General features: G+C 69.7%; 29 protein-coding genes. 13 read left to right on the top strand and 16 right to left on the bottom strand.

What is annotated here, in order from left to right; all coding sequences use genetic code 11:
* On the top strand, positions 1 to 270 hold a 270-nt coding region (locus AC067Z_RS00005), incomplete at its 5' end, for a hypothetical protein (protein WP_478787087.1).
* Positions 271 to 418: 148 nt separating this feature from the next.
* Here the strand turns inward: AC067Z_RS00005 and AC067Z_RS00010 are convergent.
* Complete coding sequence (locus AC067Z_RS00010) at positions 419 to 1,060, bottom strand: DNA-3-methyladenine glycosylase (protein ID WP_478787088.1); 642 nt, start codon at positions 1,058 to 1,060, stop codon at positions 419 to 421.
* Between the two features lie 74 nt (positions 1,061 to 1,134).
* Between AC067Z_RS00010 and AC067Z_RS00015 the strand changes: the two genes are divergently transcribed.
* The 3 genes from AC067Z_RS00015 (at position 1,135) to AC067Z_RS00025 (ending at position 3,213) form a co-directional block, all read left to right on the top strand.
* Positions 1,135 to 1,917, top strand: coding sequence for a sporulation protein (locus tag AC067Z_RS00015; RefSeq protein ID WP_478787089.1), 783 nt, complete (start codon positions 1,135 to 1,137; stop codon positions 1,915 to 1,917).
* 58 nt (positions 1,918 to 1,975) lie between these two features.
* Positions 1,976 to 2,512 carry a YbhB/YbcL family Raf kinase inhibitor-like protein gene (locus AC067Z_RS00020; RefSeq protein WP_478787090.1) on the top strand — a complete coding sequence of 179 codons (537 nt, stop codon included), beginning with the start codon at positions 1,976 to 1,978 and terminating at the stop codon, positions 2,510 to 2,512.
* Between the two features lie 191 nt (positions 2,513 to 2,703).
* Entirely contained in the window at positions 2,704 to 3,213 is a 510-nt protein-coding gene (locus AC067Z_RS00025) for an HNH endonuclease (RefSeq protein WP_478787091.1), read from the top strand.
* Between the two features lie 69 nt (positions 3,214 to 3,282).
* Here AC067Z_RS00025 and AC067Z_RS00030 read toward each other — a convergent pair whose 3' ends face one another.
* The 4 genes from AC067Z_RS00030 to AC067Z_RS00045 all read right to left on the bottom strand — a co-directional run bounded on the left by AC067Z_RS00030 (position 3,283) and on the right by AC067Z_RS00045 (position 6,620).
* Positions 3,283 to 4,056 (bottom strand): sulfite exporter TauE/SafE family protein, encoded by a 774-nt coding sequence (locus AC067Z_RS00030; protein ID WP_478787092.1) that lies wholly within the window; start codon positions 4,054 to 4,056, stop codon positions 3,283 to 3,285.
* Between the two features lie 79 nt (positions 4,057 to 4,135).
* Positions 4,136 to 5,095 carry an SPFH domain-containing protein gene (locus tag AC067Z_RS00035; protein WP_478787093.1) on the bottom strand — a complete coding sequence of 320 codons (960 nt, stop codon included), beginning with the start codon at positions 5,093 to 5,095 and terminating at the stop codon, positions 4,136 to 4,138.
* A gap of 142 nt (positions 5,096 to 5,237) precedes the next feature.
* On the bottom strand, positions 5,238 to 5,669 hold the full coding sequence (locus AC067Z_RS00040) for an NfeD family protein (RefSeq protein ID WP_478787094.1): 432 nt from the start codon (positions 5,667 to 5,669) through the stop codon (positions 5,238 to 5,240).
* Between the two features lie 159 nt (positions 5,670 to 5,828).
* Positions 5,829 to 6,620: an ABC transporter ATP-binding protein gene (locus tag AC067Z_RS00045; protein WP_478787095.1), complete on the bottom strand. Its 792-nt coding sequence runs from the start codon at positions 6,618 to 6,620 to the stop codon at positions 5,829 to 5,831.
* A 142-nt stretch (positions 6,621 to 6,762) separates the two neighbouring features.
* Between AC067Z_RS00045 and AC067Z_RS00050 the strand changes: the two genes are divergently transcribed.
* Positions 6,763 to 7,548, top strand: coding sequence for a hypothetical protein (locus AC067Z_RS00050; RefSeq protein WP_478787096.1), 786 nt, complete (start codon positions 6,763 to 6,765; stop codon positions 7,546 to 7,548).
* 74 nt (positions 7,549 to 7,622) lie between these two features.
* Here AC067Z_RS00050 and AC067Z_RS00055 read toward each other — a convergent pair whose 3' ends face one another.
* The 3 genes from AC067Z_RS00055 to AC067Z_RS00065 all read right to left on the bottom strand — a co-directional run bounded on the left by AC067Z_RS00055 (position 7,623) and on the right by AC067Z_RS00065 (position 9,807).
* Positions 7,623 to 7,874: a chaplin gene (locus AC067Z_RS00055; protein WP_478787097.1), complete on the bottom strand. Its 252-nt coding sequence runs from the start codon at positions 7,872 to 7,874 to the stop codon at positions 7,623 to 7,625.
* A 150-nt stretch (positions 7,875 to 8,024) separates the two neighbouring features.
* Entirely contained in the window at positions 8,025 to 8,669 is a 645-nt protein-coding gene (locus AC067Z_RS00060; RefSeq protein WP_478787098.1) for a response regulator, read from the bottom strand.
* Complete coding sequence (locus tag AC067Z_RS00065; RefSeq protein WP_478787099.1) at positions 8,662 to 9,807, bottom strand: GAF domain-containing sensor histidine kinase; 1,146 nt, start codon at positions 9,805 to 9,807, stop codon at positions 8,662 to 8,664. Before AC067Z_RS00065 ends, AC067Z_RS00060 begins: the two co-directional genes overlap by 8 nt.
* A gap of 183 nt (positions 9,808 to 9,990) precedes the next feature.
* On the opposite strand from AC067Z_RS00065, the gene AC067Z_RS00070 reads away from it, so the two are divergent.
* From AC067Z_RS00070 to AC067Z_RS00080, 3 genes are all read left to right on the top strand, one after another.
* A complete protein-coding gene (locus AC067Z_RS00070; protein WP_478787100.1) occupies positions 9,991 to 10,686 on the top strand; it encodes an SDR family NAD(P)-dependent oxidoreductase in 696 nt (231 codons plus the stop codon).
* Positions 10,683 to 11,771 (top strand): S-adenosylmethionine:tRNA ribosyltransferase-isomerase, encoded by a 1,089-nt coding sequence (locus AC067Z_RS00075; RefSeq protein ID WP_478787101.1) that lies wholly within the window; start codon positions 10,683 to 10,685, stop codon positions 11,769 to 11,771. Before AC067Z_RS00070 ends, AC067Z_RS00075 begins: the two co-directional genes overlap by 4 nt.
* A 299-nt stretch (positions 11,772 to 12,070) precedes the next feature.
* Complete coding sequence (locus AC067Z_RS00080; RefSeq protein WP_478787102.1) at positions 12,071 to 12,787, top strand: transglycosylase SLT domain-containing protein; 717 nt, start codon at positions 12,071 to 12,073, stop codon at positions 12,785 to 12,787.
* Positions 12,788 to 12,891: 104 nt separating this feature from the next.
* Here the strand turns inward: AC067Z_RS00080 and AC067Z_RS00085 are convergent, their stop codons facing one another.
* Positions 12,892 to 15,435, bottom strand: coding sequence for an ABC transporter ATP-binding protein/permease (locus AC067Z_RS00085; protein WP_478787103.1), 2,544 nt, complete (start codon positions 15,433 to 15,435; stop codon positions 12,892 to 12,894).
* 308 nt (positions 15,436 to 15,743) lie between these two features.
* Between AC067Z_RS00085 and serB the strand changes: the two genes are divergently transcribed.
* Positions 15,744 to 16,982 carry a phosphoserine phosphatase SerB gene (gene serB / locus AC067Z_RS00090; RefSeq protein ID WP_478787104.1) on the top strand — a complete coding sequence of 413 codons (1,239 nt, stop codon included), beginning with the start codon at positions 15,744 to 15,746 and terminating at the stop codon, positions 16,980 to 16,982.
* Positions 16,983 to 17,082: 100 nt separating this feature from the next.
* Here serB and AC067Z_RS00095 read toward each other — a convergent pair whose 3' ends face one another.
* From AC067Z_RS00095 to AC067Z_RS00110, 4 genes are all read right to left on the bottom strand, one after another.
* Entirely contained in the window at positions 17,083 to 17,634 is a 552-nt protein-coding gene (locus AC067Z_RS00095) for a SixA phosphatase family protein (protein WP_478787105.1), read from the bottom strand.
* Positions 17,635 to 17,707: 73 nt separating this feature from the next.
* Positions 17,708 to 17,911: a hypothetical protein gene (locus AC067Z_RS00100; RefSeq protein ID WP_478787106.1), complete on the bottom strand. Its 204-nt coding sequence runs from the start codon at positions 17,909 to 17,911 to the stop codon at positions 17,708 to 17,710.
* Positions 17,912 to 18,119: 208 nt separating this feature from the next.
* A complete protein-coding gene (locus tag AC067Z_RS00105; RefSeq protein ID WP_478787107.1) occupies positions 18,120 to 18,236 on the bottom strand; it encodes an SGM_5486 family transporter-associated protein in 117 nt (38 codons plus the stop codon).
* A 4-nt stretch (positions 18,237 to 18,240) separates the two neighbouring features.
* Entirely contained in the window at positions 18,241 to 19,530 is a 1,290-nt protein-coding gene (locus AC067Z_RS00110; protein ID WP_478787108.1) for a CynX/NimT family MFS transporter, read from the bottom strand.
* An 80-nt stretch (positions 19,531 to 19,610) separates the two neighbouring features.
* On the opposite strand from AC067Z_RS00110, the gene AC067Z_RS00115 reads away from it, so the two are divergent.
* A complete protein-coding gene (locus AC067Z_RS00115) occupies positions 19,611 to 20,297 on the top strand; it encodes a FadR/GntR family transcriptional regulator (RefSeq protein WP_478787109.1) in 687 nt (228 codons plus the stop codon).
* On the opposite strand, the gene AC067Z_RS00120 is transcribed toward AC067Z_RS00115, so the two are convergent.
* The 3 genes from AC067Z_RS00120 to fabG all read right to left on the bottom strand — a co-directional run bounded on the left by AC067Z_RS00120 (position 20,260) and on the right by fabG (position 22,314).
* Positions 20,260 to 20,640 carry a hypothetical protein gene (locus tag AC067Z_RS00120; RefSeq protein WP_478787110.1) on the bottom strand — a complete coding sequence of 127 codons (381 nt, stop codon included), beginning with the start codon at positions 20,638 to 20,640 and terminating at the stop codon, positions 20,260 to 20,262. The genes AC067Z_RS00115 and AC067Z_RS00120 overlap by 38 nt on opposite strands.
* 181 nt (positions 20,641 to 20,821) lie before the next feature.
* A complete protein-coding gene (fabI, locus tag AC067Z_RS00125) occupies positions 20,822 to 21,589 on the bottom strand; it encodes an enoyl-ACP reductase FabI (protein WP_478787111.1) in 768 nt (255 codons plus the stop codon).
* 5 nt (positions 21,590 to 21,594) lie between these two features.
* Complete coding sequence (fabG, locus tag AC067Z_RS00130) at positions 21,595 to 22,314, bottom strand: 3-oxoacyl-[acyl-carrier-protein] reductase (RefSeq protein ID WP_478787112.1); 720 nt, start codon at positions 22,312 to 22,314, stop codon at positions 21,595 to 21,597.
* A gap of 205 nt (positions 22,315 to 22,519) precedes the next feature.
* On the opposite strand from fabG, the gene AC067Z_RS00135 reads away from it, so the two are divergent.
* The 3 genes from AC067Z_RS00135 (at position 22,520) to tyrS (ending at position 26,784) form a co-directional block, all read left to right on the top strand.
* Positions 22,520 to 24,043 carry a TldD/PmbA family protein gene (locus tag AC067Z_RS00135; RefSeq protein ID WP_478787113.1) on the top strand — a complete coding sequence of 508 codons (1,524 nt, stop codon included), beginning with the start codon at positions 22,520 to 22,522 and terminating at the stop codon, positions 24,041 to 24,043.
* Positions 24,040 to 25,443, top strand: a complete 1,404-nt coding sequence (locus AC067Z_RS00140) for a metallopeptidase TldD-related protein (protein WP_478787114.1) — start codon at positions 24,040 to 24,042, stop codon at positions 25,441 to 25,443. Before AC067Z_RS00135 ends, AC067Z_RS00140 begins: the two co-directional genes overlap by 4 nt.
* Before the next feature lie 72 nt (positions 25,444 to 25,515).
* On the top strand, positions 25,516 to 26,784 hold the full coding sequence (gene tyrS / locus AC067Z_RS00145) for a tyrosine--tRNA ligase (protein WP_478787115.1): 1,269 nt from the start codon (positions 25,516 to 25,518) through the stop codon (positions 26,782 to 26,784).
* Positions 26,785 to 26,928: the final 144 nt, after the last annotated feature.

Raw genomic sequence — 26,928 nt, forward strand, 5'->3', positions numbered from 1 at the left:
AGGAACCTCGACCATCCGAAGATGGACGGGGTATCAACATATCTGGCGTTGATTTTTGGCACGCTGTTGAGTTCTCAAGGAACGGACGCTTCCTTTGTACTCACCCTCTCGGGCTTTCCTCCGGGCGCTTCCCTTCGGTCTTGCGTTTCCGACTCTATCAGACTCTTTCGTGTCCGATTCCCGGCCGGCGGGCTGCTTTCCAGGTATTCGCTTTCGCGCTTTCCCTTCGGCGTGGTCACCACTTTAGCCGATATCCCCGGCGCCTCATAATCGAGGCATTCGGATCGAATTTCGGCATGCCGAAATCGCACCCGTTGGGGTAGTCGTGAGAAGTAGTGGATGGCCGCTACGGAGCTGCTGAACAGCAGTGCCCCGTTTCAAGCGGCTCGGGCTACGTTAGGCGTCCGGTGAGGGCGAGTCAAGTTGGCCTTCGGCGTGGCGCGTGGGCTCGGTAAGGGCTCACCGTCGGGTCGCCGTCGATCCAGAAACGCCAGGGGTGGTACGCCCCTTCACCGCCGACTCCCGTCCGGGGACCGTTGCGTACCTGGTCAGGAGTGGCCGGGTGGCCCGGCAACAAGGAGAGGGGCGCGGACGGGCCGGCGCACAGGTCCGTGCCGTTGAGCGTTCGGTCCACGTCGAGGGCGGTGGCTAGCCGGGCGGGGCCTTTGGCCAGTTCCTTGTCATGACGGGCCGAGATTCGACGTTTACGGGCGAGCTCGGCGCCCACCCGTACCTCTCCCGCGCGGAGCAGGATTCCGCTTGCCCGGCCCTCGGGTCCGCACACCACGTTGAGGCAGTGCCACATGCCGTAGGTGAAGTAGACGTACGCATGACCGGGTGGGCCGAACATCACTTCGTTGCGGGCGGTGCGGCCACGGTAGGCGTGCGAGCCGGGGTCGACCTCGCCCGCGTACGCCTCGACCTCGGTGAGGCGTAGCTCGATCGGGCCGTCCTCGGTCATACGGGTCAGCGTCCGGCCCAGAAGTTCGGGTGCGACGTCCAGCACCGGGCGGTCGAAGAACGCGCGAGGCAACGGCGTACGGTCGGGGCTCTCGATCATTGCGGTCGAGCGTACCGGGGAACCGACTACGGTCGTCCGGCGTATGTAGGGGTCAGGACCTAGAAGGAGTGGACATGGGCTTCAAGAAGCTGCTCGCAAGCCTGGGCGCCGGTGGCGCGTCCGTCGAGACGGTGCTCACCGAGGAGAACGTCGTACCTGGCGGTGTCGTCCAGGGCGAGGTGCGTATCCAGGGAGGCTCGGTCGACCAGCAGATCGAAGGGCTCTCGGTCGGTCTGCAGGCGCGGGTCGAGGTCGAAGGCGGTGACCAGGAGGTCAAGCAGGACATCGAGTTCACCAAGCAGCGGCTCGGCGGCGCGTTCGAGGTCAAGGCCGGCGCGGTGCACGTGGTGCCGTTCGGGCTGGACATCCCGTGGGAGACGCCGGTCACCACGATTGCCGGGCAGCTGCTTCGCGGGATGAACATCGGTGTGACGACGGAGCTGGAGATCGCGCGGGCCGTGGACTCGGGCGACCTCGACCCGATCAACGTGCACCCGCTGCCGTCGCAGCAGGCGATCCTCGACGCCTTCATCCAGCTCGGTTTCCGCTTCAAGAGCGCGGACATGGAGCGCGGTCACATTCGTGGCACGCGCCAGCGGCTGCCGTTCTACCAGGAGATCGAGTTCCTCCCGCCGCAGCAGTACCACGGGCTCAACCAGGTGGAGCTGACCTTCGTCGCCGACGAGGGCGAGATGGACGTCATCCTGGAGATGGACAAGAAGCCGGGTCTGTTCAGCGAGGGCAGCGACTCGTACAAGGCGTTCAAGGTGGGCCACCACAGCTTCCAGTCCACCGACTGGACTGCGTTCCTCAACCAGTGGCTCGCCGACGTCGGCGGCCGTCGTAACTGGCTCTAGCAGGAACAGGACCTAGGCTCGGGGCGAAGACGCAGAACAGCCGAATCGGAGGTTTGACGTGACCGAGCAGAAGCAGGCGCCTCTTCCGCACGACTTTCATCCGCCGGTGCCGTCGTTCACGCTGGTGAGCGACGACATCGAGCCGGGGTCGGTGTTGAAGGACGCCCAGGTCTACTCAGCGGGCAACATCTCCCCGCAGCTGCGCTGGGAGGATTTCCCGGCGGAGACCAAGAGCTTCGCCGTGACGTGTTTCGACCCGGATGCGCCGACGGGCAGTGGCTTCTGGCACTGGGTCCTGTTCGACATTCCGGCGTCGGTGACCGAGCTGCCGGCGGGTGCGGGCTCCGGGAAGTTCGAAGGGCTGCCCGACGGCGCGGTCCACGTCCGCAACGACTACGGCTCGAAGGACTTCGGCGGCGCCGCTCCGCCGGCCGGTGAGAACCACCGGTATGTCTTCACCGTCTACGCGGTCGACTCCGAGCGGCTGGGGCCGGATGCGGATGCATCGGCCGCGGCCGTGGGCTTCAATCTGCGTTTCCACACGCTCGCCCGTGCGCATCTGCTCGCGGAGTACGAGGCTCCCGCCACGAGCTGAGTGTTCGTTTTCTGTTTGCCCTGCCCTGGTCTTGGAGAGATCAGGGCAGGGCAGTTTTGTTGCCGGGGGCCGGGGGTTCGCTCTCCCGGAAGGCACAGATATTGCGTTGTCCATCTCGGCGCACCCGGCCAGAGTTGATCCGAGCCCGATGCCCGACGAAGGGCTGGGCCGGCGAACGGGAGGTGGGCGAGATGCGGGACACGCTGGTGCTGAATGCGAGCTTCGAGCCGCTGTCGACGGTGACACTCAACCGCGCGGTGGTGCTGGTGCTCCAGGACAAGGCGGTCGTCGAGCAGGCCCACCCCGGTCTCCGTGTCCGTGCGGCTGCCGTCGATCTTCCGGTGCCCCGGGTGATCAGGCTCTGCAGATACGTACGGGTGCCGTTCCGAAGACAGGCGCCGTGGTCGAGGCGGGGGGTGCTGGTCAGGGACCAGCACCGGTGCGCGTACTGCGGCAGGCGCGCGACGACCGTGGACCACGTGGTGCCGAAGTCGCACGGTGGTGCCGACTCGTGGCTGAACACGGTCGCCTCGTGCGCCGAGGACAACCACCGCAAAGCGGACCGTACGCCGGAGCAGGCGGGAATGCCGCTGCTGCACCAGCCGTTCGTGCCGTCCCCGGGTGAGGCGATGCTGCTGGGGCTGCGGTCGGGTGAGCGTGCGACGCTGCCGGACTGGCTGGTGACGGAGTCGGCCGCGTAATCGTCGAGCGACTTGCGCGAGGGCCCGTCCCCGTTCGTGAGAACGGGGACGGGCCCTCGCGCGTCCGGCTCAGCGCAGCAGGAGCTGGACGATGGCGAAGGTGCCGACCACCACGATGAACACACGCAGTGCGGTGGGGTGGAGCTTGCGGCCGATTCTGGCACCGAGCTGGCCGCCGATCGCCGAGCCGACGGCGATCAGGAGCACGGCGCTCCAGTCGAAGTCGGCGACGAAGAGGAAGAAGAGGGCGGCGATGCTGTTGACGATGGCCGCGAGCACGTTCTTGACGGCGTTGAGCCGCTGGAGCGTGTCGTCGAGAAGCATGCCCATGAGGGAGAGGTAGATGATCCCCTGGGCGGCGGTGAAGTATCCGCCGTAGACGCTGGCGAGGAGCAGTCCGCCGAAGAGTACGGGGCCGCCGTCGGTCTTGGTGAGCGTGCCCTTCCGTTCGCGGCGGCGCTGCACGGCCACGGAGATGCGGGGCTGGAGCACCACGAGGACGAGGGCGAGCGCGACGAGGGCGGGCACGATCGTCTCGAAGGCGGTCGGGGGGAGCATCAGCAGCAGTACGGCTCCGGCGAGGCCGCCGATCGCGGCGGCGATGCCGAGGCGGATGATGAGGGGGCGCTGGCCCTTCAGTTCGTCCCGGTAGCCGATGGCGCCGCTGACGGAGCCGGGGATCAGGCCGAGTGCGTTGGAAACCGTGGCGGTGACGGGTGGCAGTCCCGTCGCGAGCAGCACCGGGAACGTGATCAGCGTGCCCGATCCGACGATGGTGTTGATGGTGCCGGCGCCGATGCCCGCGGCGAAGATCGCCAGTGACTCCCAGATGGTCAACGCCATCTCCTTCACGTTCGGTGAGATGCCTCCCCGCCATCAAGGTCGAGGGGCCTCACCGATCATGCATGAAAGGGTGGTGCGGTCAGTCGATGGGGGGCTGCTCGCGGCGCTCGGTGCCGCTGCTGGGGCCGGGCACCTTGGCCCCTCCGCCACCGCCCATGCCCGCCATGGGGTTGAAGTTGCCCATGGCACCGCTGAGTCCCTTGAGGGCGTCGCCGATCTCGCTGGGCACGATCCAGAGCTTGTTGGCGTCGCCTTCGGCGATCTTGGGGAGCATCTGGAGGTACTGGTAGGCGAGGAGCTTCTGGTCGGCGTCGCCGGCGTGGATGGACTCGAAGACCGTGCGGATGGCCTGGGCCTCGCCTTCGGCGCGCAGAGCGGCCGCCTTGGCCTCGCCTTCGGCGCGCAGGATGGCGGACTGCTTCTCGCCTTCGGCGGTGAGGATCTGGGACTGACGGATGCCCTCGGCGGTGAGGATGGCGGCCCGCTTGTCGCGGTCGGCACGCATCTGCTTCTCCATCGAGTCCTGGATGGAGGTGGGCGGCTCGATGGCCTTGAGCTCGACGCGGTTGACGCGGATGCCCCACTTGCCGGTGGCCTCGTCGAGGACGCCGCGGAGGGCGGCGTTGATCTCCTCGCGGGAGGTCAGAGTCCGCTCGAGGTCCATGCCGCCGATGATGTTCCGCAGGGTGGTGACGGTGAGCTGCTCGATCGCCTGGATGTAGCTGGCGACTTCGTAGGTCGCGGCGCGCGCGTCGGTCACCTGGTAGTAGATGACGGTGTCGATGTTGACGACCAGGTTGTCCTGGGTGATCACCGGCTGGGGCGGGAAGGGGACGACCTGCTCGCGGAGGTCGATGCGATTGCGGATGGAGTCGATGAAGGGGACGACGATGTTCAGGCCCGCGTTGAGAGTGCGGGTGTAGCGTCCGAACCGCTCCACGATCGCGGCGCTGGCCTGCGGGATGACCTGGATCGTCTTGATCAGTGCGATGAAGACCAGCACCACCAGAATGATCAGGACGATGATGATCGGTTGCATCGCGTTCCCTGTGCCCTTCGCTGCCGGATGACTCTGTCGGACCGAGCTGCTGACGGTTGTGATGATCAGTTTCCCAGAACACGGGCTGTGGTGTGGACAGTTCGGCCCGTTCGGTCACGGGGCGCACCCCCGTGACGGCACATCACATGACGACGGCTGTGGCTCCGTCGATCTCGACGACGTCGACCTGCTGGCCCTTTTCGTAGGCCATGGAGGAGTCGAAGGCGCGGGCGGACCAGACCTCACCGGCGAGTTTGATACGGCCGCCGGCGCCGTCGACGCGCTCCAGCACGACGGCCTGACGTCCCTTCAGGGCATCGACGCCGCTGGCGAACCTGGGGCCCTGGGTGGCTCTGTGCCGGGCGGCGATGGGGCGTACGACGGCGAGGAGCGCGACGGAGACCCCCACGAAGACGAGCACTTGCGCCACGGTGCCTGCGCCGACCGCTGCGACGACAGCCGCGGCCACCGCTCCGGCGGAGAACATGCCGAATTCGGGCATCGCTGTCAGCACGAGCGGAATGCCCAGTCCGACCGCGCCGATCAGCCACCACACCCATGCGTCGATGTCCACGTGGTCATGGTAGGTCCGCCGGTCGCGGTGGGGACAGGGGGCGAAGGCAGGTGATCGGTCCCCTCGGCGGTCCGGCCTTCGGCCCGACGGGGCTTGGTGCGGGGCGAGTTCGGGCGCGCGGGTGTCCCGGCATGCCCCCGGCGGGGGCCCGCCGGGCTGTCAGCCGAGCGGGAGGCCCTGCGCGGTCCAGCGATCGCCGGTGCGCTCGACGACGAGCGGCAGGCCGAAGCAGAGCGACAGGTTGCGGGAGGTCAGCTCGGTCTCCATCGGACCCGCCGCGAGGACCTTGCCCTGGCGGATCATCAGGACGTGGGTGAAGCCGGGGGCGATCTCCTCGACGTGGTGGGTCACCATGACCATGGAGGGCGCGTACGGGTCGCGGGCGAGACGACCGAGTCGGCGGACCAGGTCCTCGCGGCCACCGAGGTCGAGTCCGGCGGCCGGCTCGTCGAGGAGCAGCAGCTCGGGGTCGGTCATCATGGCGCGGGCAATCATGGTGCGCTTGCGCTCGCCCTCGGAGAGCGTGCCGAACTTCCGGTCGAGGTACTCGGTCATGCCGAGGCGGTCGAGGAAGGCGCGGGCGCGCTGCTCGTCGACCTCGTCGTAGTCCTCGTGCCAGGTGGCGGTCATGCCGTACGCGGCTGTGAGGACGGTCTCGAGGACTGTCTGGCGCTTGGGGAGCTTCTCGGCCATGGCGATGCCGGCCATGCCGATGCGGGGGCGGAGTTCGAAGACGTCGACTCCGCCGAGGCGCTCGCCGAGGATGCCGACCTTGCCGATCGTCGGGAAGAGGTAGCTGGAGGCGAGGTTGAGGAGAGTGGTCTTGCCCGCGCCGTTGGGGCCGAGGATGACCCAGCGCTCACCCTCCTTGACCGACCAGGAGACGTCGTCCACCAGAGCGCGTCCGTCGCGGACCACGGATACGTCCACCAGCTCCAGTACATCGCTCATGAGCGCGTTGTCTCCCCATGCAATCGTCGAGGTCTTCGGGTGCGGTTTGTACGGTTTGTGCGCCTGTGGGCACAGCACCCAGGGAAAACCTACGCCACCGGCCGGGTGCTCCGGCCGCCGGTCCCGAGCCTAGGGTGTGGGCATGCTCTCGGAACCACGCTCTGGACTCCTGGCCGCTTGGGGAAATGCCTGGTTGGCCGGACTTGTCTCACCTGACGACGCGGTGCACGCCATCGTCGGCGACGACGCGGTGCACCGCGTCGAGGGGCTGCCGGGCGAGGCGGCTCCGGTCGGTCTCACGCTGGCGCTGGGGCGGCTGCGGACGTTGGGCGTCAACGGCTACCGCGTCGCGCTCCCCGCGCCCGGGCATCCGCTGGGTCTGTGCGGACCGCCCGAGTTCAACGCGCGCGCCCTGGAGGCGGAGGAGGCCGTCGTCGCGACGGGAGCCCCGTACGGGCTCGTCCCGGAGGTCCATGAGGCGGGGCCGGCAGGGGACGTCCATGTGGAGGTCACGTGGCACTGCCTGCCGGTGCGGGAGGCCCCGCCCGCGGACGTGCCCTCGCTCGGCGAGGCGGAGCGGGAACTCGCAGAGGCCCTGCGTGACGCGACAGCGGTGCTCACACGGCTGGACGTGGCCGCGTCGGGCCCGGTGGCCGAAGCGGCGGTGGGCGCCTACCGGGCGCGGGCGGAGCGGGGGGCGGCGGAGACGCTGGCACCCGGGTATCCGCCGCGCGCGGTACGGGTGTTGGAGCTGGCGACGCGTATCGGCCTGCTGATCTCGATGGCGTACGAGAACGGCCACGGCGGGGCCGTCAGCGCGTCGGAGATCGCGGCGCGCGGGGAGGCGCTGCGGCCGGTGGAACGGGTGGCGCGGAGGGCGCAGGTAGCCGCGTACAACGCGTATGTGGAGGAGCGGGAGCGGGGCTGAGGACGGATCCGGCCCTCTCTCCACGCCCGCAGGGCTGTGGAGAGAGGGCCGAGGGGCAGAGCCCCGGACGCACGTCAGGCGTTGATGCCCGTGTTGCCGAACGCCGGGTTCAGCAGGCCGATCACGTTGACCGAGTTGCCCACCACGTTCACCGGAATGTGGACCGGCGCCTGGATCAGGTTGCCGGAGGCGACGCCCGGGGACTTCACGGCCTCACCGTAGGCGTGCGCGCCGCCGCCGGTCGTGGCGGACGCGGCGCCCGCGCTCACGGCCACGAAGCTGCCGGCGATCATGGTGAGGGCCGCGGCCTTCTTGAGGTTCATCACTGCTGTCTTTCCTCCTGGGCATCCGCTGCGGCCCCTCGCCGCAGCACGCCATGGAGAACGGCCCTGGGCGGATGAGGATGCGCCATGTGAGTGACATACACCCGACAGTATGAATCTTCGGCCGGAGCGTGACGCTCCGGTCGGCGCGTGTCAGCCCGCCAGACCGTGCCGCACGGCCCACAGCGCCGCTTGTGTGCGGTCCGCGAGATCGAGCTTCATCAGGATGTTCGACACATGCGTCTTGACGGTCTTCTCGGACAGGACCAGCGCCCGCGCGATCTCCCGATTGGACCGGCCGTCGGCGATCAGTCCGAGGACCTCGCGCTCCCGCTCCGTGAGGCTCGGGCCGCGGCCCGTGGCCCCCGGTCCGGCGTCCTCGGACAACAGCGCGCCCGCGACCTCCTGCTGCAGCAGGACATGGCCCGCGTGGACGGAGCGGATCGCCCCGGCCAGCGCCTCGGGGTCGACGTCCTTGTACACGTACCCGGAGGCTCCCGCGCGCAGGGCGGGAACCACCGTGCGCTGCTCGGTGAAGCTGGTGACGATGAGCACCTTTGCCGGATTCGCCAGTTCGCGGAGCTTGCGCAGGGCCTCGATGCCGTCCATCCCCGGCATCTTCACGTCCATCAGCACCACATGCGGCTTCAGCTCCTCGGCGCGGGCCACGCCCTCCGCACCGTCGACCGCCTCCCCCACGACCTCTATGTCGTCCTGGACCTCCAGGAACGTACGCAGACCTCGCCGCACCACCTGGTGGTCGTCGACCAGCAGCACACGGATCTTCTTCTCAGCCACCGGGGACCTCCATCTCGACCGTGGTGCCCTTGCCGGGCGCCGATTCCACGCTGAGCCTGCCGCCCACACCGCCGGCGCGGTCCCGCATCGAGACCAGGCCCAGGTGGCGCCCGGCCCTGCGCACGGTCCGCGGCTCGAACCCCTTGCCGTCGTCCGTGACGCTGAGCACCGCGCCCTGGCCGCTGCGCACCAGCACCACGTCGACCCGGCCCGCCCCGGAGTGACGCAGCGCATTGTGCAGGGCCTCCTGGGCGACCCGCAGCAGTGCCTCCTCCTGGGCGGCGGGCAGGGCCCGTATCCCGCAGGTGTCGAAGGTGACCCGCGCGCTGTGTGCGCGGTCGAGGACCTGGATCTGGGTGCGCAGGGTGTTGACGAGGCCGTCTTCGTCGAGGGCCGCGGGGCGCAGCTCGACGACGGCGGCGCGAAGCTCGTCGGCGGCCTCGGCGGCGAGCTCGGCGACCTGCTGGAGCTCGCCCTTCGCCCTGCCCGGGTCGCGGTCGACCAGGGCGGCGGCAGCCTGTGCGGTGAGCCGCAGCGAGAACAGCTTCTGGCTCACCGCGTCGTGCAGTTCGTGGGCGAGGCGGGAGCGCTCCTCGGCAATGGTGAGCTCGCGGCTCCGCTCGTACAGCCGGGCGTTCGTCAGGGCGATGGCGGCGTGCTGGGCGAGAATGCCGAGCAGCTCCTCGTCGTCCTCGGTGAAGCCGCAGCCGCCGTCCGGCTTGGGGCAGCGCTTGTTGGCGAGGAAGAGGGCGCCCATGACCTCGTCGCCGTCCTTGATGGGCAGGCCGAGGAAGTCGGACATGTCGGGGTGGGCGGAGGGCCAGCCCTCGAAGCGGGGGTCCGTGCGCACATCGGCGAGCCGCTCGACCTTCGCCTCCTTCAGCATCGCGGCGAGGATGCCGTGCTGGCGCGGGAGGGGGCCGATCGCCTTCCACTGGGCGTCGCTCACGCCGTCGACGACGAACTGGGCGAAGCCCCCGTGGTCGTCGGGCACACCGAGCGCCGCGTACTCCGCGTCCAGGAGCTCGCGGGCCGATGCCACGATCGTCTTCAGCACGTCGCGGACCTCGAGATGCCTGCTCATCGCGAGAAGTGCGGTGCTCACGGCTGCCAGGCCCGAGCTCGGTCGGTGACTCATGACCTCACCGTACCGGCGGGATGTGACAGTCCGTATCGGACCGGGGACGGCCGCTGATTAGGCCCCTGGACGTAGGTCGAAGTGCCTTGCCGGGAGGGGTCCGCGGCACGAGGCGGGGGCAGGCGCCGCGTCCCTACGTTGGCTGCATCACACCAGGGCAGTACGGCGAAGGGGATGGGTCTCATGCCGGTAGCGGTGATCACAGGGGCGTCGAAGGGACTGGGCCGCGCGCTCGCGGCCGGTCTGGCGCGGCAGGGCTGGGACCTGGTGCTCGGCGCCCGCGGCGAGGGAGCACTGAAGGAGAGCGCCCGGCTGGCGGGCGCTCATGGGACACGGGTGGTGGCGGTTTCGGGGGACGTCACCGACGCCGGGCACCGCGCCGGGCTGGTGGCAGCCGCCCATGCGCTGGGCGGCATCGACCTGCTGGTCAGCAATGCGAGCGCGTTGGGCGCCGAGCCGCTGGTGCGGCTCGCAGCGCTGCCCGTGGACGGGCTGCGGGCAGCGCTGGAGACGAATGTGGTCGCGGCGCTCGGCCTGGTGCAGGAGGCGCTGCCGCTGCTGCGGGAGTCACCGGCGGGGGCGGTGGTCGCCGTGAGTTCGGACGCGGCGGCGGAGGCGTACGAGACGTGGGGCGGATACGGGGCCTCGAAGGCGGCGCTCGACCAGCTGGCGGCGGTGCTCGCCGTGGAGGAACCGGGTCTGCGTGTGTGGAGCGTGGACCCGGGTGACATGCAGACGGATCTGTACGCGGCCGCGGTGCCGGACGACGACGATCCGCGCCCGTCGCCGGAGTCGGTCGTGCCCGGGTTTCTGCGGCTGATCGCCGAGCGTCCTGCCAGTGGGCGTTATGCGGCGCCGGCGCTGCTGGAGACCCGATGACGACGGCCCGGGAGGGAGGCACCGTGCTGGAGGCGCTGCGGGTGCCGGAGGAGCTGTCGGCGCGCGTGCCGGCCGAGGAGCGCGGGGCGGGGCGGGACGACGTGCGACTGATGGTGTCGCGCGGCACCCGGGTCTCGCACCACGCCTTCCGTGATCTTCCGGGGCAGCTGCGGGCCGGGGACGTCCTGGTCGTCAATACGTCGGTGACCCTCGCGGCCGCCGTGGACGGGCGCATCGGTGGTGAGCCGGTGGTCGTGCACTTCTCGACGCAGGGGGACGACCGGCGGTGGGCGGTCGAATTGCGGACTCCGGACGGTGGGGGCAGCACGGCCCGGCGTGCGGGCGGCCCGCGGGGCGCGGTGGTGCGGCTGCCGGGGGGCGCCCATCTGGTGCTGGAGGAGCGGCTCGCCGCGGGGGCGGACCGGCTGTGGTGGGCGTCGGTGTCGGTCGCCGTGCCGGGACTGCTGGCGCGGTACGGGCGGCCGATCCGCTACCGGTACACCGTGCGGGACCAGCCGTTGTCCGCGTATCAGACGGTCTTCGCGCTGCCCTCCCCCGACGGCTCGGGGTCGGCCGAGATGCCGAGCGCCGCGCGCCCCTTCACCTCGCCGCTGGTGGCGGAGCTGGTGAGCCGGGGGGTGCAGTTCGCGCCGATCACGCTGCACACGGGTGTGGCGTCGGCGGAGGCGCACGAGCCGCCGTATCCGGAGCGTTTCGAGGTGTCGGGGACGACGGCGTGGCTCGTGAACGCGGCGCGTGCGGCCGGGGGGCGGGTCGTGGCGGTGGGGACGACGGCGGTGCGGGCGCTCGAGTCGGCGGCGGATCCTGCGGGTGTGGTGGCGCCGGCCACGGGCTGGACGGATCTGGTTGTGACGCCGCGGCGTGGGGTACGCGTGGTGGACGGACTGCTCACCGGGCTGCACGAGCCCGAGGCATCGCATCTGCTGATGCTGGCCGCGATCGCCGGAGAGACCGCGCTGAGCTGCGCATACGCCGAGGCATTGCGTCATCGCTACCTCTGGCACGAGTTCGGCGACGTCCATCTCGTACTGCCCGGCGACGGCACTCACACAGTGGATTGCTGAAGCAACGCACGGTGAGACCGAGGGGTGCCCGGTGTGAGCCCGGGCATAGGGCGCAGGTCACTTACGAACCACGCTAGTGGATACAAAACGGACGTATGGGCGCACATAAGGGGTGGATGAGCAGGTACAGCACGGGCGAATCGGGCGTATCGGATAACCGTGATCCACTATCGCGGATCGTACGTCACACCTTTGCCAGGGCATTTTGCCGCCGCTAAGAATTGCCGACGTCGCTTCCGAACAGCGCAGAGCCGAACCGGCCTGGAGCGACTTTCCGCTATTCGAAGAGGTACGTCTGTATGTCCGCGTTCAACACTGCCGCTCTCCGTCGTCTCCGATCGCGCAAGGCCGCCGTTGCCGGTGTCGCCGTCGCCGCCTCCGCAGCCGTGGCCCTGACCCTCGCCCCTGGCGATGCCGAGGCCGGTGTAAAGACCGAGGCGCTGTCGGCCGCTCCCGTTGCCTTCAAGGTCAACGAGAAGCAGGCCGCCGCCGTGCAGGAGAGCATCACCAACCAGCAGTCCGCCTTCGAGGCCCAGTTCAAGGCCGCGCAGGCGACGAAGAAGGCCGAGACCGAGGCCGCGAAGAAGGCCGCCGACGCCAAGAAGAAGGCCGCTGCCAAGGCTGCCGCCGAGAAGCGCGCCAAGGAGCAGGCCGCCAGCCGGTCCGCCGCGCGCAAGCCGGCGAAGGTGACCTACCCGAACAACCTCGACGGCTGGATCCGCGAAGCCATGTCGATCATGAAGAAGCACAACATCCCCGGCAGCTACGAGGGCATTCACCGCAACATCATGCGTGAGTCCAGCGGTAACCCGCGTGCCATCAACGACTGGGACATCAACGCGATCAACGGTGTCCCGTCGAAGGGCCTGCTGCAGGTCATCAAGCCGACCTTCGACACCTACCACGTGGCGGGCACCAAGAAGGACCAGTACGACCCGGTCGCCAACATCGTCGCCGCCTGCAACTACGCGGCCGACCGCTACGGCTCCATGGACAACGTGGACAGCGCCTACTGAGGCACTGCCACACACTGCGCCGCGAAGAACGGCGGCAGGACATACGCCGAAGGGCGCACCCCGTGCGGGGTGCGCCCTTCGGCGTCGTCATAGGACGGGAGGTGTCACTTGCGCATGACCTCGGGCTCGTGACGGCGCAGCAGGCGCTGCACGACGAAGCCGCAGATCACGCCGATGGAAAGCAGGACGGCGATGTTCATGCCCCACTGTCCGGCCGTGTGCTCCCACAGCGGGTCGAGGTCCGTGGGGTTCTTGGGGTCCCACGGCGGCATCAGATGCGCGAGGTCCAGCGTCGTGCCCGCTCCGGCGATGGCCCAGCGGGAGGGCATCAGCCAGGCGAACTGCTCCAGGCCGGGCGAACCGTAGACCTGGAAGAGAATGCCGGTGAAGACGACCTGGACGATCGCGAACATGACCAGCAGCGGCATGGTCTTCTCGGCGGTCTTCACCAGCGAGGAGATGACCAGGCCGAACATCATCGAGGTGAAGCCGAGCGCGATGACCACGAGGCAGATCTCGACCGCGGGCGGCATGATCAGGCCCTCTTCGGGCAGCTTGCGGGTCGCGAAGCCGATGCCGCAGATGATGACGCCCTGGATGGCCGTGATCACGCCGAGGACGATCACCTTGGACATCAGGTAGGCGGAGCGGGACAGGCCGGTGGCGCGTTCCCGTTCGTAGATGACCCGTTCCTTGATCAGTTCTCGTACGGAGTTCGCCGCGCCGGAGAAGCACATGCCGACCGCGAGGATCAGCATGATCGTGCCGGCGTCGCCGTTGAACCTGGACTTGCCGTCATCGGGTGCGGCAAGGCCGAAGTCGGCCGGGATGACGACGCTGACCAGTCCGAGGACGGCGGGCAGGATCACCATCAGGCCCAGGAAGCCCTTGTCGGACGCGATCACCGAGGAGTAGCGGCGGATCAGCGTCAGGAGCTGGGAACCCCAGCTCTGCGGCTTGGGCGGGTTCATCTGCTGCGGCGGCGGCATGTTCACCGACTGCGGGGCCACGGCGTCGATGTCGGCGGCGTACATCTGGTAGTGCTGCGAACCGCGCCAGCGGCCCGCCCAGTCGTAGTCGCGGTAGTTCTCGAACGCCGAGAAGACATCGGCCCAGGTGCTGTAGCCGAAGAAGTTGAGCGCCTCCTCCGGAGGACCGAAATAGGCCACCGAGCCGCCGGGCGCCATGACGAGGAGCTTGTCGCACAGCTGCAGCTCGGCCACGGAGTGGGTGACGACGAGGACGGTGCGCCCGTCGTCGGCGAGCCCGCGCAGCAGCTGCATGACGTCGCGGTCCATGCCCGGGTCGAGACCGGAGGTCGGCTCGTCCAGGAAGATCAGCGACGGCTTGGTCAGCAGCTCCAGCGCGACGGACACGCGCTTGCGCTGACCGCCGGAGAGGGAGGTGACCTTCTTGTCCTTGTGGATGTCGAGCTTGAGCTCGCGCAGCACCTCGTCGATACGGGCCTCGCGCTCGGCCTCGGCGGTGTCACCGGGGAAGCGGAGCTTGGCCGCGTACTTGAGCGCCTTACGGACGGTGAGCTCCTTGTGCAGGATGTCGTCCTGCGGAACCAGACCGATGCGCTGGCGCAGCTCGGCGAACTGCTTGTAGAGGCTCCGGTTGTCGTACAGCACGTCGCCCTGGTTGGCGGGCCGGTAGCCGGTCAGCGCCTTGAGCAGGGTGGACTTGCCGGATCCGGACGGGCCGATGACGCCGATCAGCGACTTCTCGGGGACACCGAAGGAGACGTCGCGCAGGATCTGCTTTCCGCCGTCGACCGTGACCGTGAGGTGGCGCGCGGAGAAGGAGACCTCACCGGTGTCGACGAACTCCTCCAGCCGGTCGCCGACCAGCCGGAAGGTGGAGTGACCGACGCCGACGATGTCGTTCGGGCCGATGAGGACCGTGGACGACTTGGCGATCGGCTGACCGTTGACATAGGTGCCGTTGTGGGATCCGAGGTCGCGGATCTCGAAGCGGCCGTCGGGCGTCGCGACGAATTCGGCGTGGTGGCGCGATACCTGCAGGTCGGAGACGACCAGCTCGTTCTCGAGCGCACGACCGATACGCATGACGCGGCCGAGCGCCAGCTGGTGGAACGTGGTCGGGCTGCGGTCGCCGTAGACGGGCGGGGCGCCCTGCGCCTTCTGCGCGCCCTGCGGCTGTCCGCCCTGCTGGTGCGGGACCTGCTGCTGCGGGGCCTGCGGCTGCTGGGGCCAGCCCTGCTGAGGGCCGCCCTGCTGCGGCGCCGGCGCCTGCGGCCAGCCCTGCTGCTGGGCCGGGGCCTGCTGGGCGGCCGCCTGCTGAGGGGCCGCGGCGGCACTGTAGGCGCCCGCCCCCGCGACGGCGCCCGTCAGTGCGAGCCGGGGACCGTCGGTCGCGTTGCCCAGATGTACGGCCGAGCCGGCGCCGATCTCCATCTGGTGGATCCGCTGGCCCTGCACGTACGTGCCGTTCGTGCTGCCGTGGTCCTCGATGACCCAACTGCGCCCGCCCCAGCTGATCGTGGCGTGCCGCCACGAGACTCTGGCGTCGTCGATCACCAGATCACCCTGCGGATCGCGGCCGAGGGTGTACGACCTGGACGGATCGAGAGTCCAGGTCCTTCCGTTCAATTCCAGTACGAGTTCCGGCACTCCATGCCCCACTAGTTGTCCCCCGAGCTACCCCCGTGCAGGGAGTCTAGGGATGGCGAACATCGTGGGGAACTATTTCAGGCCCGGTCCCGTATCCGAAAGCCGGGCCTTGAGAAGTCAGTGTTCGGTACGGAGTTGGGACCTTCGTGGCCCGCCGGGTACGTACGGCGGGGCGCCATATCCCGATCATCCCGTACGGACGAGCGCCGACCATCCGAAAAGGGTGCGAAGGCGGCGGCGGACGGCGAGCGGAGGGCCGGTGTCCGGCTGGCGGGACAGGACGCGTCATCCCGGCCGTCGCCCGATACGGTGGTATCACCATGAGCGCATCGCAGCCTTCTCCCGGCACCGATCCCGGCACCGACGCCCCCACCCTTCTCGTCAAGATCTTCGGGAAGGACCGTCCCGGCATCACCGCCGGCCTCTTCGACACCCTGGCCGCCTACTCGGTCGACGTGGTCGACATCGAGCAGGTCGTCTCGCGGGGCCGCCTCGTCCTGTGCGCGCTCGTCACCGCGCCGACCGCCGGCGGCACCACCGAGGGCGAACTGCGCGCCACCGTGCACAGCTGGGCCGAGTCGCTGAAGCTGCAGGCCGAGATCATCTCCGGCAGGGGCGACAACCGGCCCCGTGGCAGCGGGCGTTCGCATGTGACCGTGCTGGGCCATCCGCTGACCGCCGAGTCCACCGCGGCCATAGCGGCCCGGATCAGCGGGATGGGCGCCAATATCGACCGTATCTTCCGGCTTGCGAAGTATCCGGTCACGGCGGTGGAGTTCGCGGTCTCCGGTGTGGAGACCGAACCGCTGCGTACGGCGCTGGCCACCGCGGCGCACGAGATCGGCGTGGACGTCGCCGTCGTGTCGGCCGGCCTGCACCGGCGCGCGCAGCGTCTGGTCGTCATGGACGTGGACTCCACGCTGATCCAGGACGAGGTCATCGAACTGTTCGCCGCCCATGCGGGCTGCGAGGACGAGGTGGCCGCGGTGACCGAGGCCGCGATGCGCGGTGAACTCGACTTCGAGCAGTCCCTGCACGCGCGGGTGGCGCTGCTCGCCGGGCTGGACGCCTCGGTCGTGGACAAGGTGCGTGCGGAGGTGCGGCTGACCCCGGGGGCACGCACCCTGATCCGCACGCTGAAGCGCCTCGGCTACCAAGTGGGCGTCGTCTCCGGCGGTTTCACCCAGGTCACCGATGATCTGAAGGAGCGTCTCGGCCTCGATTTCGCCTCGGCGAACACCCTGGAGATCGAGGACGGAAAGCTCACCGGCCGGGTCGTGGGCGAGATCGTGGACCGCGCGGGCAAGGCGCGGCTGCTGCGGAGGTTCGCGGAGGAGGCCGGGGTGCCGCTCGCGCAGACAGTGGCCATCGGCGACGGGGCCAACGATCTGGACATGCTGAACGCTGCGGGGCTCGGTGTCGCCTTCAACGCCAAGCCCGTGGTCCGCAAGGCCGCCCACACCGCGGTCAATGTGCCGTTCCTGGACACCGTGCTGTATCTGCTGGGCATCACGCGCGAAGAGGTCGAGGCCGCGGACGACGGCACCGAGGAGCACTGACACCGGTCACAAGGCCCCGGCGCACGTGTGCGCCGGGGCCTTGTGCTGTCGGGGGGCTCCTGGTCCCGGGCCCTCGCTGCCGCGGCCCGGTCCGGGCCGGTCAGTCGTGCGGGGTCCAGTAGTCGAGCAGTCTGCCCACGCCGTGTTCCACGGTCTTCCAGGAGCCGGTGAAGGAAACGACGGCGAAGGCCGAGGTCGGGAAGCCGTCCTGGGTCATCCTGGCCAGCGAATCGCCCTCCGACCCGCCCGCGAGGGCGTCCGCCAGCGCGTGCATCCCGGGGTTGTGGCCGATGACGAGCAGGTCGTTCACGTCATCGGGGGTCTCGTTGAGCAGGGCGATCAGCTCGCCGAGGGATGCCTCGTAGAGCCTCTCCTCGTACACCGTCCTCGGGCGGTGCGGCAGCTCGTGCACCGCGAGCTTCCACGTCTCGCGCGTACGGCTCGCGGTGGAGCACAGGGCGAGATCGAAGGCGATACCGATCTCTGCGAGACGGCGGCCGGCCACGGGGGCGTCCTTGCGGCCGCGCTCGGCGAGCGGGCGCTCGTGGTCGGACACCTGGGGCCAGTCGGCCTTCGCATGCCGGAGGAGAACGATCCTGCGGGACTCGGGAGGTCCGGGGGCTGTCCCCCCGGAAGACACAGCGGCGCTCATGCTCCCCAGCTTCGCATGAAATGCGCCATCGGGCGCAGGGTGTTGACGCGCTCTCCCTGCACGAGTGAACGCCTCACGGGAGCATTGTCCGGAGGATCTGCCGCAGGACTTCACCGGCCGCGGGATCGCTCGCGGCGTGGGCTTCGCCGGGCCCGGCGATCAGCGTCAGAAGGGCGACGAAGGCGAGCACGGGCAGCGCCAGCGCCCACCAGGGCAGCCCGGCCCCGGCGACGCCCGTGGTCGGGGTGTGGGACCGGGTGCGCGCGTGGGCCGACATGGCCGCCTCCGAAGGTGTGAGGTCGAGTACCTCAAACGTACGGATCATGAAGGGCCGGGCCCATCCGGTGACCCACCCACTTCACCCTGAGCCTGGCCCCCTAGGGGATGGTGGTGCCAGCACCACCCTCCCCGTCTGTCGGGCCCGGTCTCTTTCGACGCCGCAGCGCCCCTTCGGCCATTCGCCCGGGCCCGAGCCGACAACCGGGTCAGGGCGCGGCGATGCTCGCGATGACGGCGATGACCACGCCGATGAGGAGGATCAAGCCGAAGAGCCCGAGGAGCTTCTTCTGGCCGTTCTGGGGGTTCGGGTCGAGCACAGGCATGGGATCAGTCTCGCACCCGCGTCTCGTCCTCGATCGTCCGGTCCCGTCCCGCCAGCACACCCATGATCATCTGCGGCACCAGCAGGGCGGCCATCAGCGTCAGGGGCAGCGTCCAGCCGCCGCTGTGCTGGTAGAGCACGCCGACCAGCAGTGGGCCGGGAATGGAGATCAGGTAGCCGGTGGACTGCGCGAACGCCGAGAGCCGTACGACTCCGGAACCGGTGCGCGACCGCATGCCGATCATGGTGAGGGCGAGCGGGAAGGCACAGTTGGAGACCCCCAGCAGCAGCGCCCACGCCCACGCTCCCGCGGCCGGCGCGAGCAGCAGACCGAGGTAGCCGGTGAGCCCGCAGGCCCCGAGGGCGACGACGATCGGGCCCTGCTGTTTCATCCGGGTGGCGAGCCGGGGGATGACGAAGGCGAGCGGCACACCCATGACCATGGTGACGGCGAGCAGCACACCTGCGGTGGATGCGGAGACGCCCGCGTCCCGGAAGATCTGCGGCATCCAGCCCATCGTGATGTACGCGCCGGTGGCCTGGAGCCCGAAGAAGCAGCCGAGCGCCAAGGCGGTGGGGCTTCGGGTCATCCGGGGCGCGGACGCGTCCTCCGCGGCTGCCGTGCCTGCCGCCGCGCCGCGGTCACGGTCCCGGACCAGACCGATCCAGGGCAGTACGGCGAGCGCGGCGAGCGCGGCCCACACCGCGAGCCCCACGCGCCAACTGCCGCCGAGCGCCTGGGTCATGGGCACGGTCGCGGCCGCGGCCACGGACGTGCCGAGCGCGAGGGCCATCGAGTACAGCCCGGTCATCGACCCGACACGGTCGGGGAAGCACCGCTTGACGATCACCGGCATCAGGACGTTGCTGACGGCGATGCCCATGAGGGCGAGGGCGCTGGCGGCGAGGAACCCGGCGGTGCCGCCCGCGAAGGGGCGCACGACGAGCCCGGCCGCGATGGCCGCCATGCCGGCGCAGACCACGGCGCCGGCGCCGAAGCGGCGGGCCAGCCGGGGTGCGGCGACGCCGAAGACCGCGAAGCACAGCGGCGGTACGGAGGTGAGCAGGCCGGCGACGCTGCCGCTCATGTGGAGTCCGACGCGCGCCTCTTCCAGCAGGGCACCGAGGCTGGTGATGGCCGGGCGCAGATTGAGCGCCGCGAGAACGATGCCGATGACGACGAGACGGGTGGTCCACACCGTCCGCCGGTCCGGCGCCTGCCGGGACACGGCAGAATCCACGGACGATACGGGTGCCGTCATGGCGGGGCGCAGGGTCCGGGTCTCGTCAGGCATGGCACCATCATAGAATCATGGGATGATTGGTTGTCCAATCGCGAACGAACGCGGCGGGCGACCCCACGACAAGGAGCACCATGGCGCTGTCCTCTCCCCGGCGTTCCGCGCTCTCCGACCAGGTGATCGCCCAGCTGCGGAATCAGATCACCTCGGGCGAGTGGCCGGTGGGATCCCGCATCCCGACCGAACCGGAGCTCGTCGAGCAGCTGGGCGTCGCCCGCAACACGGTCCGCGAGGCCGTGCGCGCACTCGCCCACAACGGTCTGCTCGACATCCGGCAGGGCTCGGGGACGTACGTGGTGGCCACCAGCGAACTGGCCGGGGTGATGCACCGCCGCTTCGCCGACGCCGATCCCCGCCATGTCGCCGAGCTGCGCTCCACGCTGGAGTCGTCTGCCGCCCGGCTGGCGGCCGAACGGCGCACCGCCAAGGACCTCAAGCAGCTGGACACCTTGCTCGCGCGGCGCGAGGCGGCGTGGGAGTCGGGCGACAGCGAGCAGTTCGTCGCCGCCGACGCGACGTTCCATCTCGCCGTCGTAGCCGCCTCGCACAACGAAGTGATGACCGAGCTGTACGCGGACCTGGCGGATCTGCTGCGCGACTGGCTGCGCGACGACATCGGCCGAGACCTGCGGCCGGAGTACCACATGGACCACGCCCGGATGGTCGAGGCGATCCGGGCAGGCGACGGGGAGACGGCTGCCGCCGAGGCGGCGGGCTATCCGTTCATGTGCCTGCGGAGGCCCGCGCCGGCTGGTGGCTGATCCACACCGCCCTGACCTCCTTCCAGCAGCGCTCGGTGAGTTCCGCGTATCCCGCGGGGTTCAGCTCGACCGGCGCCGTGTCCGCGTCGACGTCCCACCAGCGGTCGCACTCGACGTGCAGCCGTACACGGTCGGCGTCGGGATAGGGGTTGTGGCAGTACGCGGTGACCTGCGAACCCTCGACCACGGTCTGGCAGTCCGCCCGGTGGACGGGGGGCTGCTCCCGCGTGGGCCGCTGGGCCTGCTGGGGTTCGTGACGGGTGGGCTGGGACGCCGTCGGTGCCGCCCACAGCAGGATCGTCACTGTGGCGAGTACGGAGGCGTGGCGCCATGTCGTACGCACAAGCAGGACCCCCTCGGCCGAACTGCGGCGCGGAACGCCGCGGCTGCACCACAAGGAAAGGTTGCTCCTCCAGGATCGCCGCCGCCGGGCCCGGCCGCCCACCCATACCGCCGAACGGGCGACGCCCCGCCCCCCGGAAACCTGCGGGGAACGGGGCGTCGCTCGACTGCGTATGCCCTGGTCAGGCACCCATGATGTGCACGCCGCCGTCGACGTGGACGATCTCGCCGGTGGTCTTCGGGAAGAAGTCCGAGAGCAGCGCGACGACACCGCGGCCCGCGGGCTCCGGGTCGGCCATGTCCCACTCCAGCGGGGAGCGCTCGTCCCACACCTTGGCCAGGTCCGAGAAGCCCGGGATGGACTTGGCGGCCATGGAGCCGAGCGGGCCCGCCGAGATCAGGTTGCAGCGGATGTTCTGCTTGCCGAGGTCACGGGCGAGGTAGCGGCTGGTGGCCTCCAGCGCGGCCTTGGCCGGACCCATCCAGTCGTACTGCGGCCAGGCGAACTGCGCGTCGAAGGTGAGACCGACGACCGAGCCGCCGCCCTGCATCAACGGCATACAGGCCATCGTCAGCGACTTGAGCGAGAACGCCGAGACGTGCATGGCCGTCGACACGGACTCGAAAGGCGTGTTCAGGAAATTGCCGCCGAGGGCGTCCTGCGGGGCGAAGCCGATCGAGTGGACGACGCCGTCGAGTCCACCGAGCTCCTCGCGCACCACACCCTCGACGCGGGCGAGGTGCTCGTCGTTGGTGACGTCGAGCTCGATGACCTTGGCCGGCTTGGGGAGCTTCTTGGCGATGCGCTCGGTCAGGGTCGGCCGGGGGAACGCGGTCAGGATGATCTCCGCGCCCTGCTCCTGGGCCACCTTGGCCGTGTGGAAGGCGATGGACGACTCCATCAGCACACCGGTGATCAGGACGCGCTTGCCCTCAAGGATTCCGCTCATGGTGATCAGTGACCCATGCCCAATCCGCCGTCGACAGGAATGACGGCTCCAGTGATGTACGAGGCGTCGTCGGAGGCGAGGAAGCGCACGGTGGCGGCGATCTCCTCCGGCTGCGCGTAACGGCCGAGCGGCACCTGCGACACGATGCCGGCGCGCTGGTCGTCGGTGAGCGCCTGGGTCATGTCGGTGTCGACGAAACCGGGCGCGACGACGTTGAAGGTGATGTTGCGCGAACCCAGCTCACGGGCCAGGGAGCGGGCGAAGCCGACGAGGCCGGCCTTGGAGGCGGCGTAGTTGGCCTGCCCGGCGGAGCCCAGCAGCCCCACGACGGAGGAGATGAGGACGACGCGGCCCTTCTTGGCGCGCAGCATGCCGCGGTTGGCACGCTTCACGACCCGGAACGTGCCGGTCAGGTTGGTGTCGAGAACGGAGGTGAAGTCGTCCTCCGACATACGCATGAGGAGCTGGTCCTTGGTGACGCCGGCGTTGGCAACCAGCACCTCGACGGGACCGTGCTTCTCCTCGATCTCCTTGTAGGCCTGCTCCACCTGCTCGGCATCGGTGATGTCGCACTTGACCGCGAGGCAGCCCAATTCCGTCAGGGCGGCGGGTGGCTCCCCGGAGCGGTAGGTGATGGCGACGTTGTCACCACCCGCGGCGAAAGCGCGGGCGATGGCGAGGCCGATGCCCCGGTTTCCTCCGGTGACGAGAACCGAGCGGCTCAACGGATCACCCTTTCCCTTTGCGGTCTGGTACGCCGAAAACCTATCGGTCGGCCCCCTCGTACGGAGAATCGGTCCCTGACAGCGCCGTCGATCAGTCCCTGTCGGGTCCCTACAGAAAGCCCGGGGCGTCCCGGCCAACTCGCTGGCAACGGCCCGTCCGGCGCGACATGATCGGGGCGACCCGTCTCGACGACAGGAGACATCTGTGCCTCATTCCATCGACGCAGCGTTCACCGCGCTGCCGCTGCGGGCGCTCGCCGACGCGGCACTCGCCCGGGCCCGTGCGCTCGGCGCCGAGCATGCCGACTTCCGTCTGGAGCGCGTCCGCAGTGCTTCCTGGCGGCTGCGTGACGCCAAGCCCGCGGGCTCGTCCGACACCACCGACCTCGGATACGCGGTGCGGGTGGTGCACGGGGGCGCCTGGGGGTTCGCCTCCGGGGTCGATCTGACCATGGACGCGGCGGCCCGCGTGGCGGGCCAGGCGGTGGCGATGGCGAAGCTGTCCGCCAAGGTGATCGCCGCGGCGGGTTCCGACGAGCGGGTGGAGCTGGCGGACGAGCCGGTGCACGCGGAGAAGACGTGGATCTCCTCGTACGAGGCCAACCCGTTCGAGGTACCCGACGAGGACAAGACCGGGCTGCTCGGCGACTGGAGCGAACGGCTGCTGCGTGCGGACGGAGTGGCGCACGTGGACGCGTCACTGCTCACGGTCCAGGAGAACAAGTTCTACGCGGACACCTCGGGCACGGTCACCACACAGCAGCGGGTACGCCTGCACCCGCACCTCACGGCGGTCGCCGTCGACGAGACGACGGGCGAGTTCGACTCCATGCGCACGATCGCGCCGCCGGTGGGCCGCGGCTGGGAGTACCTGACCGGCACGGGCTGGGACTGGGACGCCGAGCTGGAGCAGATCCCGACGCTGCTCGCCGAGAAGATGCGGGCGCCGAGCGTGGAGGCGGGGCGGTACGACCTGGTGGTCGACCCGTCGAATCTGTGGCTGACCATCCATGAGTCGATCGGGCACGCCACCGAGCTGGACCGGGCCCTCGGCTACGAGGCCGCGTACGCGGGCACGTCGTTCGCGACCTTCGACCAGCTGGGGAAGCTGGCCTACGGCTCGTCGGTGATGAACGTGACGGGCGACCGCACGGCCGAGCACGGTCTCGCCACCATCGGGTACGACGACGAGGGCGTCGAGGCGCAGAGCTGGGACCTGGTGAAGGACGGCACGCTGGTCGGCTACCAGCTCGACCGGCGGATCGCGAAGCTGACAGGTCTCGGGCGGTCCAACGGCTGCGCGTTCGCGGACTCCCCCGGCCACGTACCGGTGCAGCGGATGGCGAACGTGTCGCTGCAGCCGGATCCGGGCGGCCTGTCGACGGAGGATCTGATCGGCGGCGTCGAGCGCGGGATCTATGTGGTCGGCGACCGGTCGTGGTCGATCGACATGCAGCGCTACAACTTCCAGTTCACCGGTCAGTGCTTCTTCCGTATCGAGAACGGCCGGCTGGCCGGGCAGCTGCGGGACGTGGCGTACCAGGCGACGACGACGGACTTCTGGGGCTCGATGGAGAAGGTCGGCGGCCCGCAGACGTACGTCCTCGGCGGTGCGTTCAACTGCGGCAAGGCTCAGCCGGGCCAGGTCGCGGCGGTGTCCCACGGCTGCCCCTCCGCCCTCTTCCGGGGCGTCAACATCTTGAACACCACGCAGGAGGCCGGTCGATGAGCCGCGTCAGCAAGCCGCACGAGATCGTCGAGCGCGCGCTCGAGCTGTCCACCGCCGACGGATGTGTCGTCATCGCCGACGAGCACTCCTCCGCCAATCTCCGCTGGGCCGGCAACGCGCTGACCACGAACGGCGTCACCCGTGGCCGCACCCTCACCGTCATCGCGACCGTGGACGGCTCCGAGGGCACCGCCTCGGGTGTGGTGTCGCAGTCCGCGGTGACCCGGGAGGACCTGGAGACACTGGTGCGGGCCGCGGAGGCCGCCGCACGGGGCGCCGGGCCCGCCGAGGACGCGCAGCCGCTCGTCACGGGCGTGGCCGCCTCTCCCGACTTCACGGATGCGCCTGTGGAGACGTCGTCGGCCGTGTTCGCGGACTTCGCCCCGGCGCTCGGCGAGGCGTTCGCCCGGGCCCGCGCCGGCGGCCGCGAGCTGTACGGCTTCGCCCATCACGAGCTGACCTCGACGTACGTCGGCACGTCGACGGGTCTGCGGCTGCGGCACGACCAGCCCAACGGCACCCTCGAGGTGAACGCCAAGTCCGCGTCGACCGGCAGTGGCCACCCGCGTTCCGCCTGGGCGGGCCGGTCGACGCGCGACTTCAAGGATGTGGACCCGGGCGCCCTCGACGCGGAGCTCGCCCAGCGGCTGGCCTGGGCCGAGCGCCGGATCGAGCTGCCCGCCGGTCGCTACGAGACGCTGCTGCCGCCCACCGCGGTGGCGGATCTGCTGATCTACCAGCTGTGGTCGTCGGCCGCACGGGACGCGGCGGAGGGCCGCACGGTCTTCTCCAAGCCGGGCGGCGGGACCCGCGTCGGGGAGACGCTGTCCCCGCTGCCGCTGACACTGCGCAGCGATCCGAACGAGCCGGGTCTGGAGTCCGCCCCGTTCGTCATCGCGCACTCCTCCGGCGACGACTCGTCGGTCTTCGACAACGGCCTGCCGCTGTCCCCGACCGACTGGGTGCGGGAGGGGAAGCTGGAGCACCTGGTCACCACGCGGCACAGCGCCGGGCTTACTCGGTTGCCGGTGGCCCCCGGGATCGGCAACCTGATCCTGGACGGCGGCGGCGAGCGCTCGCTGGAGGAGATGGTCGCCTCCACCACACGCGGGCTGCTGCTGACCTGCCTGTGGTACATCCGTGAGGTCGACCCGGCGACGCTTCTGCTGACCGGGCTGACCAGGGACGGCGTCTACCTCGTGGAGAACGGCGAGGTCGTCGGCGAGGTGAACAACTTCCGCTTCAACGAGTCGCCGGTGGACCTGCTGTCGCGGGCGACGGAGGCGGGCCGCACGGAGAAGACGCTGCCTCGGGAGTGGGGAGACTGGTTCACGCGGGCGGCGATGCCCGCCCTGCGGATCCCGGACTTCAACATGAGCTCGGTCAGCCAGGGCGTATGACCCCCATAGACTGAGCGGGCACAACCGGCAACCTTCAAGATCGTTCAACACCGTTCGAGGAGACAGAAGACCGTGACGGACATCGTCGACGAGCTGAAGTGGCGCGGGCTGATCGCCCTGTCCACGGACGAAGATGCTTTGCGCAAGGCGCTCGCGGACGGTCCCGTCACGTTCTATTGCGGCTTCGACCCGACCGCGGCGAGCCTGCACGTCGGGCATCTGGTGCAGGTGCTGACCGTGCGCAGGCTCCAGCTGGCCGGGCACCGGCCGCTGGCGCTGGTCGGCGGGGCCACCGGTCAGATCGGTGACCCGCGCCCGACCGCCGAGCGGACGCTGAACGCCCCGGAGACGATCGCGCAGTGGGTGAACCGGCTTCGGTCGCAGATCGAGCCGTACCTCTCCTTCGAGGGCGACAACGCCGCGGTCATGGTGAACAACCTGGACTGGACCGCGGGCATGTCCGCGATCGAGTTCCTGCGGGACATCGGCAAGCACTTCCGTGTCAACAAGATGCTCACCAAGGACTCGGTCGCCCGTCGGCTGGAGTCCGAACAGGGCATCAGCTACACGGAGTTCAGCTACCAGCTGCTCCAGGGCATGGACTTCCTGGAGCTGTACCGGCGCCACGGCTGCACCCTGCAGCAGGGCGGCAGCGACCAGTGGGGCAACCTCACGGCGGGCCTGGACCTCATCCACCGCCTGGAGCCCGAGGCCACGGTGCACGCCCTGGCCACCCCGCTGATGACCAAGGCCGACGGCACCAAGTTCGGCAAGTCCGAGACCGGCACACTGTGGCTGGACCCGGAGATGACCACGCCGTACGCGTTCTACCAGTTCTGGCTGAACACGGACGACCGGGACGTCTCGCGTTACCTGCGCATCCTCAGCTTCAAGAGCCGTGAGGAGCTCGAGGAGCTGGAGAAGCAGACCGCGGAGCGCCCGCAGGCGCGCGCCGCGCAGCGCGCGCTGGCCGAGGAGCTGACGACGCTGGTGCACGGCGCCGAGCAGTGCACCGCCGTCATCGACGCCTCCAAGGCGCTGTTCGGGCAGGGCGAGCTGAGTGACCTCGACGAGGCGACGCTGCGCGCGGCGCTGTCCGAGCTGCCGCACGCCGAGGTGTCGGAGCTGCTGCCGGTGGTGGACCTGCTGGCGGCGACCGGTCTCGCGCCGAGCAAGTCCGGGGCGCGCCGCACGGTGAAGGAGGGCGGTGCGTACGTGAACAACGTGAAGGTGACCGCCGAGGACGCCGTGCCCGCCGAGACCGACCTGCTGCATGGGCGGTGGCTGGTGCTGCGCCGGGGCAAGAAGAACCTGGCCGCGATCGAGGTCACGTCCGGCTGACCCGGCGGAACAGTGGTGAAACGGCGGCGGGCGGGGGGGGGGGGGGGGCGACCCACGGACGCCGTCCGTGTCGCGCTGTTCCACGGGTTGTTTTTTTTTGTCGCGGAGCGGCGTATATGGGAGTTTTTTCCGGAGGAAAGAAGA

Source organism: Streptomyces sp. NPDC043812 (assembly GCF_056436245.1).

Excerpts from the sequence above, each read along its gene's own strand:
- AC067Z_RS00100 (WP_478787106.1), bottom strand. The coding sequence starts at position 17,911 with ATGTCGGCCCACGCGCGCACCCGGTCCCACACCCCGACCACGGGCGTC.
- AC067Z_RS00035 (WP_478787093.1), bottom strand. The coding sequence starts at position 5,095 with ATGCAACCGATCATCATCGTCCTGATCATTCTGGTGGTGCTGGTCTTC.
- AC067Z_RS00050 (WP_478787096.1), top strand. The coding sequence starts at position 6,763 with ATGCTCTCGGAACCACGCTCTGGACTCCTGGCCGCTTGGGGAAATGCC.
- fabI (WP_478787111.1), bottom strand. The coding sequence starts at position 21,589 with ATGAGCGGAATCCTTGAGGGCAAGCGCGTCCTGATCACCGGTGTGCTG.
- AC067Z_RS00065 (WP_478787099.1), bottom strand. The coding sequence starts at position 9,807 with ATGAGTCACCGACCGAGCTCGGGCCTGGCAGCCGTGAGCACCGCACTT.
- AC067Z_RS00015 (WP_478787089.1), top strand. The coding sequence starts at position 1,135 with ATGGGCTTCAAGAAGCTGCTCGCAAGCCTGGGCGCCGGTGGCGCGTCC.
- AC067Z_RS00140 (WP_478787114.1), top strand. The coding sequence starts at position 24,040 with ATGAGCCGCGTCAGCAAGCCGCACGAGATCGTCGAGCGCGCGCTCGAG.
- AC067Z_RS00045 (WP_478787095.1), bottom strand. The coding sequence starts at position 6,620 with ATGAGCGATGTACTGGAGCTGGTGGACGTATCCGTGGTCCGCGACGGA.
- AC067Z_RS00070 (WP_478787100.1), top strand. The coding sequence starts at position 9,991 with ATGCCGGTAGCGGTGATCACAGGGGCGTCGAAGGGACTGGGCCGCGCG.
- AC067Z_RS00030 (WP_478787092.1), bottom strand. The coding sequence starts at position 4,056 with ATGGCGTTGACCATCTGGGAGTCACTGGCGATCTTCGCCGCGGGCATC.
- AC067Z_RS00075 (WP_478787101.1), top strand. The coding sequence starts at position 10,683 with ATGACGACGGCCCGGGAGGGAGGCACCGTGCTGGAGGCGCTGCGGGTG.
- AC067Z_RS00080 (WP_478787102.1), top strand. The coding sequence starts at position 12,071 with ATGTCCGCGTTCAACACTGCCGCTCTCCGTCGTCTCCGATCGCGCAAG.
- AC067Z_RS00025 (WP_478787091.1), top strand. The coding sequence starts at position 2,704 with ATGCGGGACACGCTGGTGCTGAATGCGAGCTTCGAGCCGCTGTCGACG.
- AC067Z_RS00110 (WP_478787108.1), bottom strand. The coding sequence starts at position 19,530 with ATGCCTGACGAGACCCGGACCCTGCGCCCCGCCATGACGGCACCCGTA.
- AC067Z_RS00105 (WP_478787107.1), bottom strand. The coding sequence starts at position 18,236 with ATGCCTGTGCTCGACCCGAACCCCCAGAACGGCCAGAAGAAGCTCCTC.
- AC067Z_RS00095 (WP_478787105.1), bottom strand. The coding sequence starts at position 17,634 with ATGAGCGCCGCTGTGTCTTCCGGGGGGACAGCCCCCGGACCTCCCGAG.
- AC067Z_RS00115 (WP_478787109.1), top strand. The coding sequence starts at position 19,611 with ATGGCGCTGTCCTCTCCCCGGCGTTCCGCGCTCTCCGACCAGGTGATC.
- serB (WP_478787104.1), top strand. The coding sequence starts at position 15,744 with ATGAGCGCATCGCAGCCTTCTCCCGGCACCGATCCCGGCACCGACGCC.
- AC067Z_RS00010 (WP_478787088.1), bottom strand. The coding sequence starts at position 1,060 with ATGATCGAGAGCCCCGACCGTACGCCGTTGCCTCGCGCGTTCTTCGAC.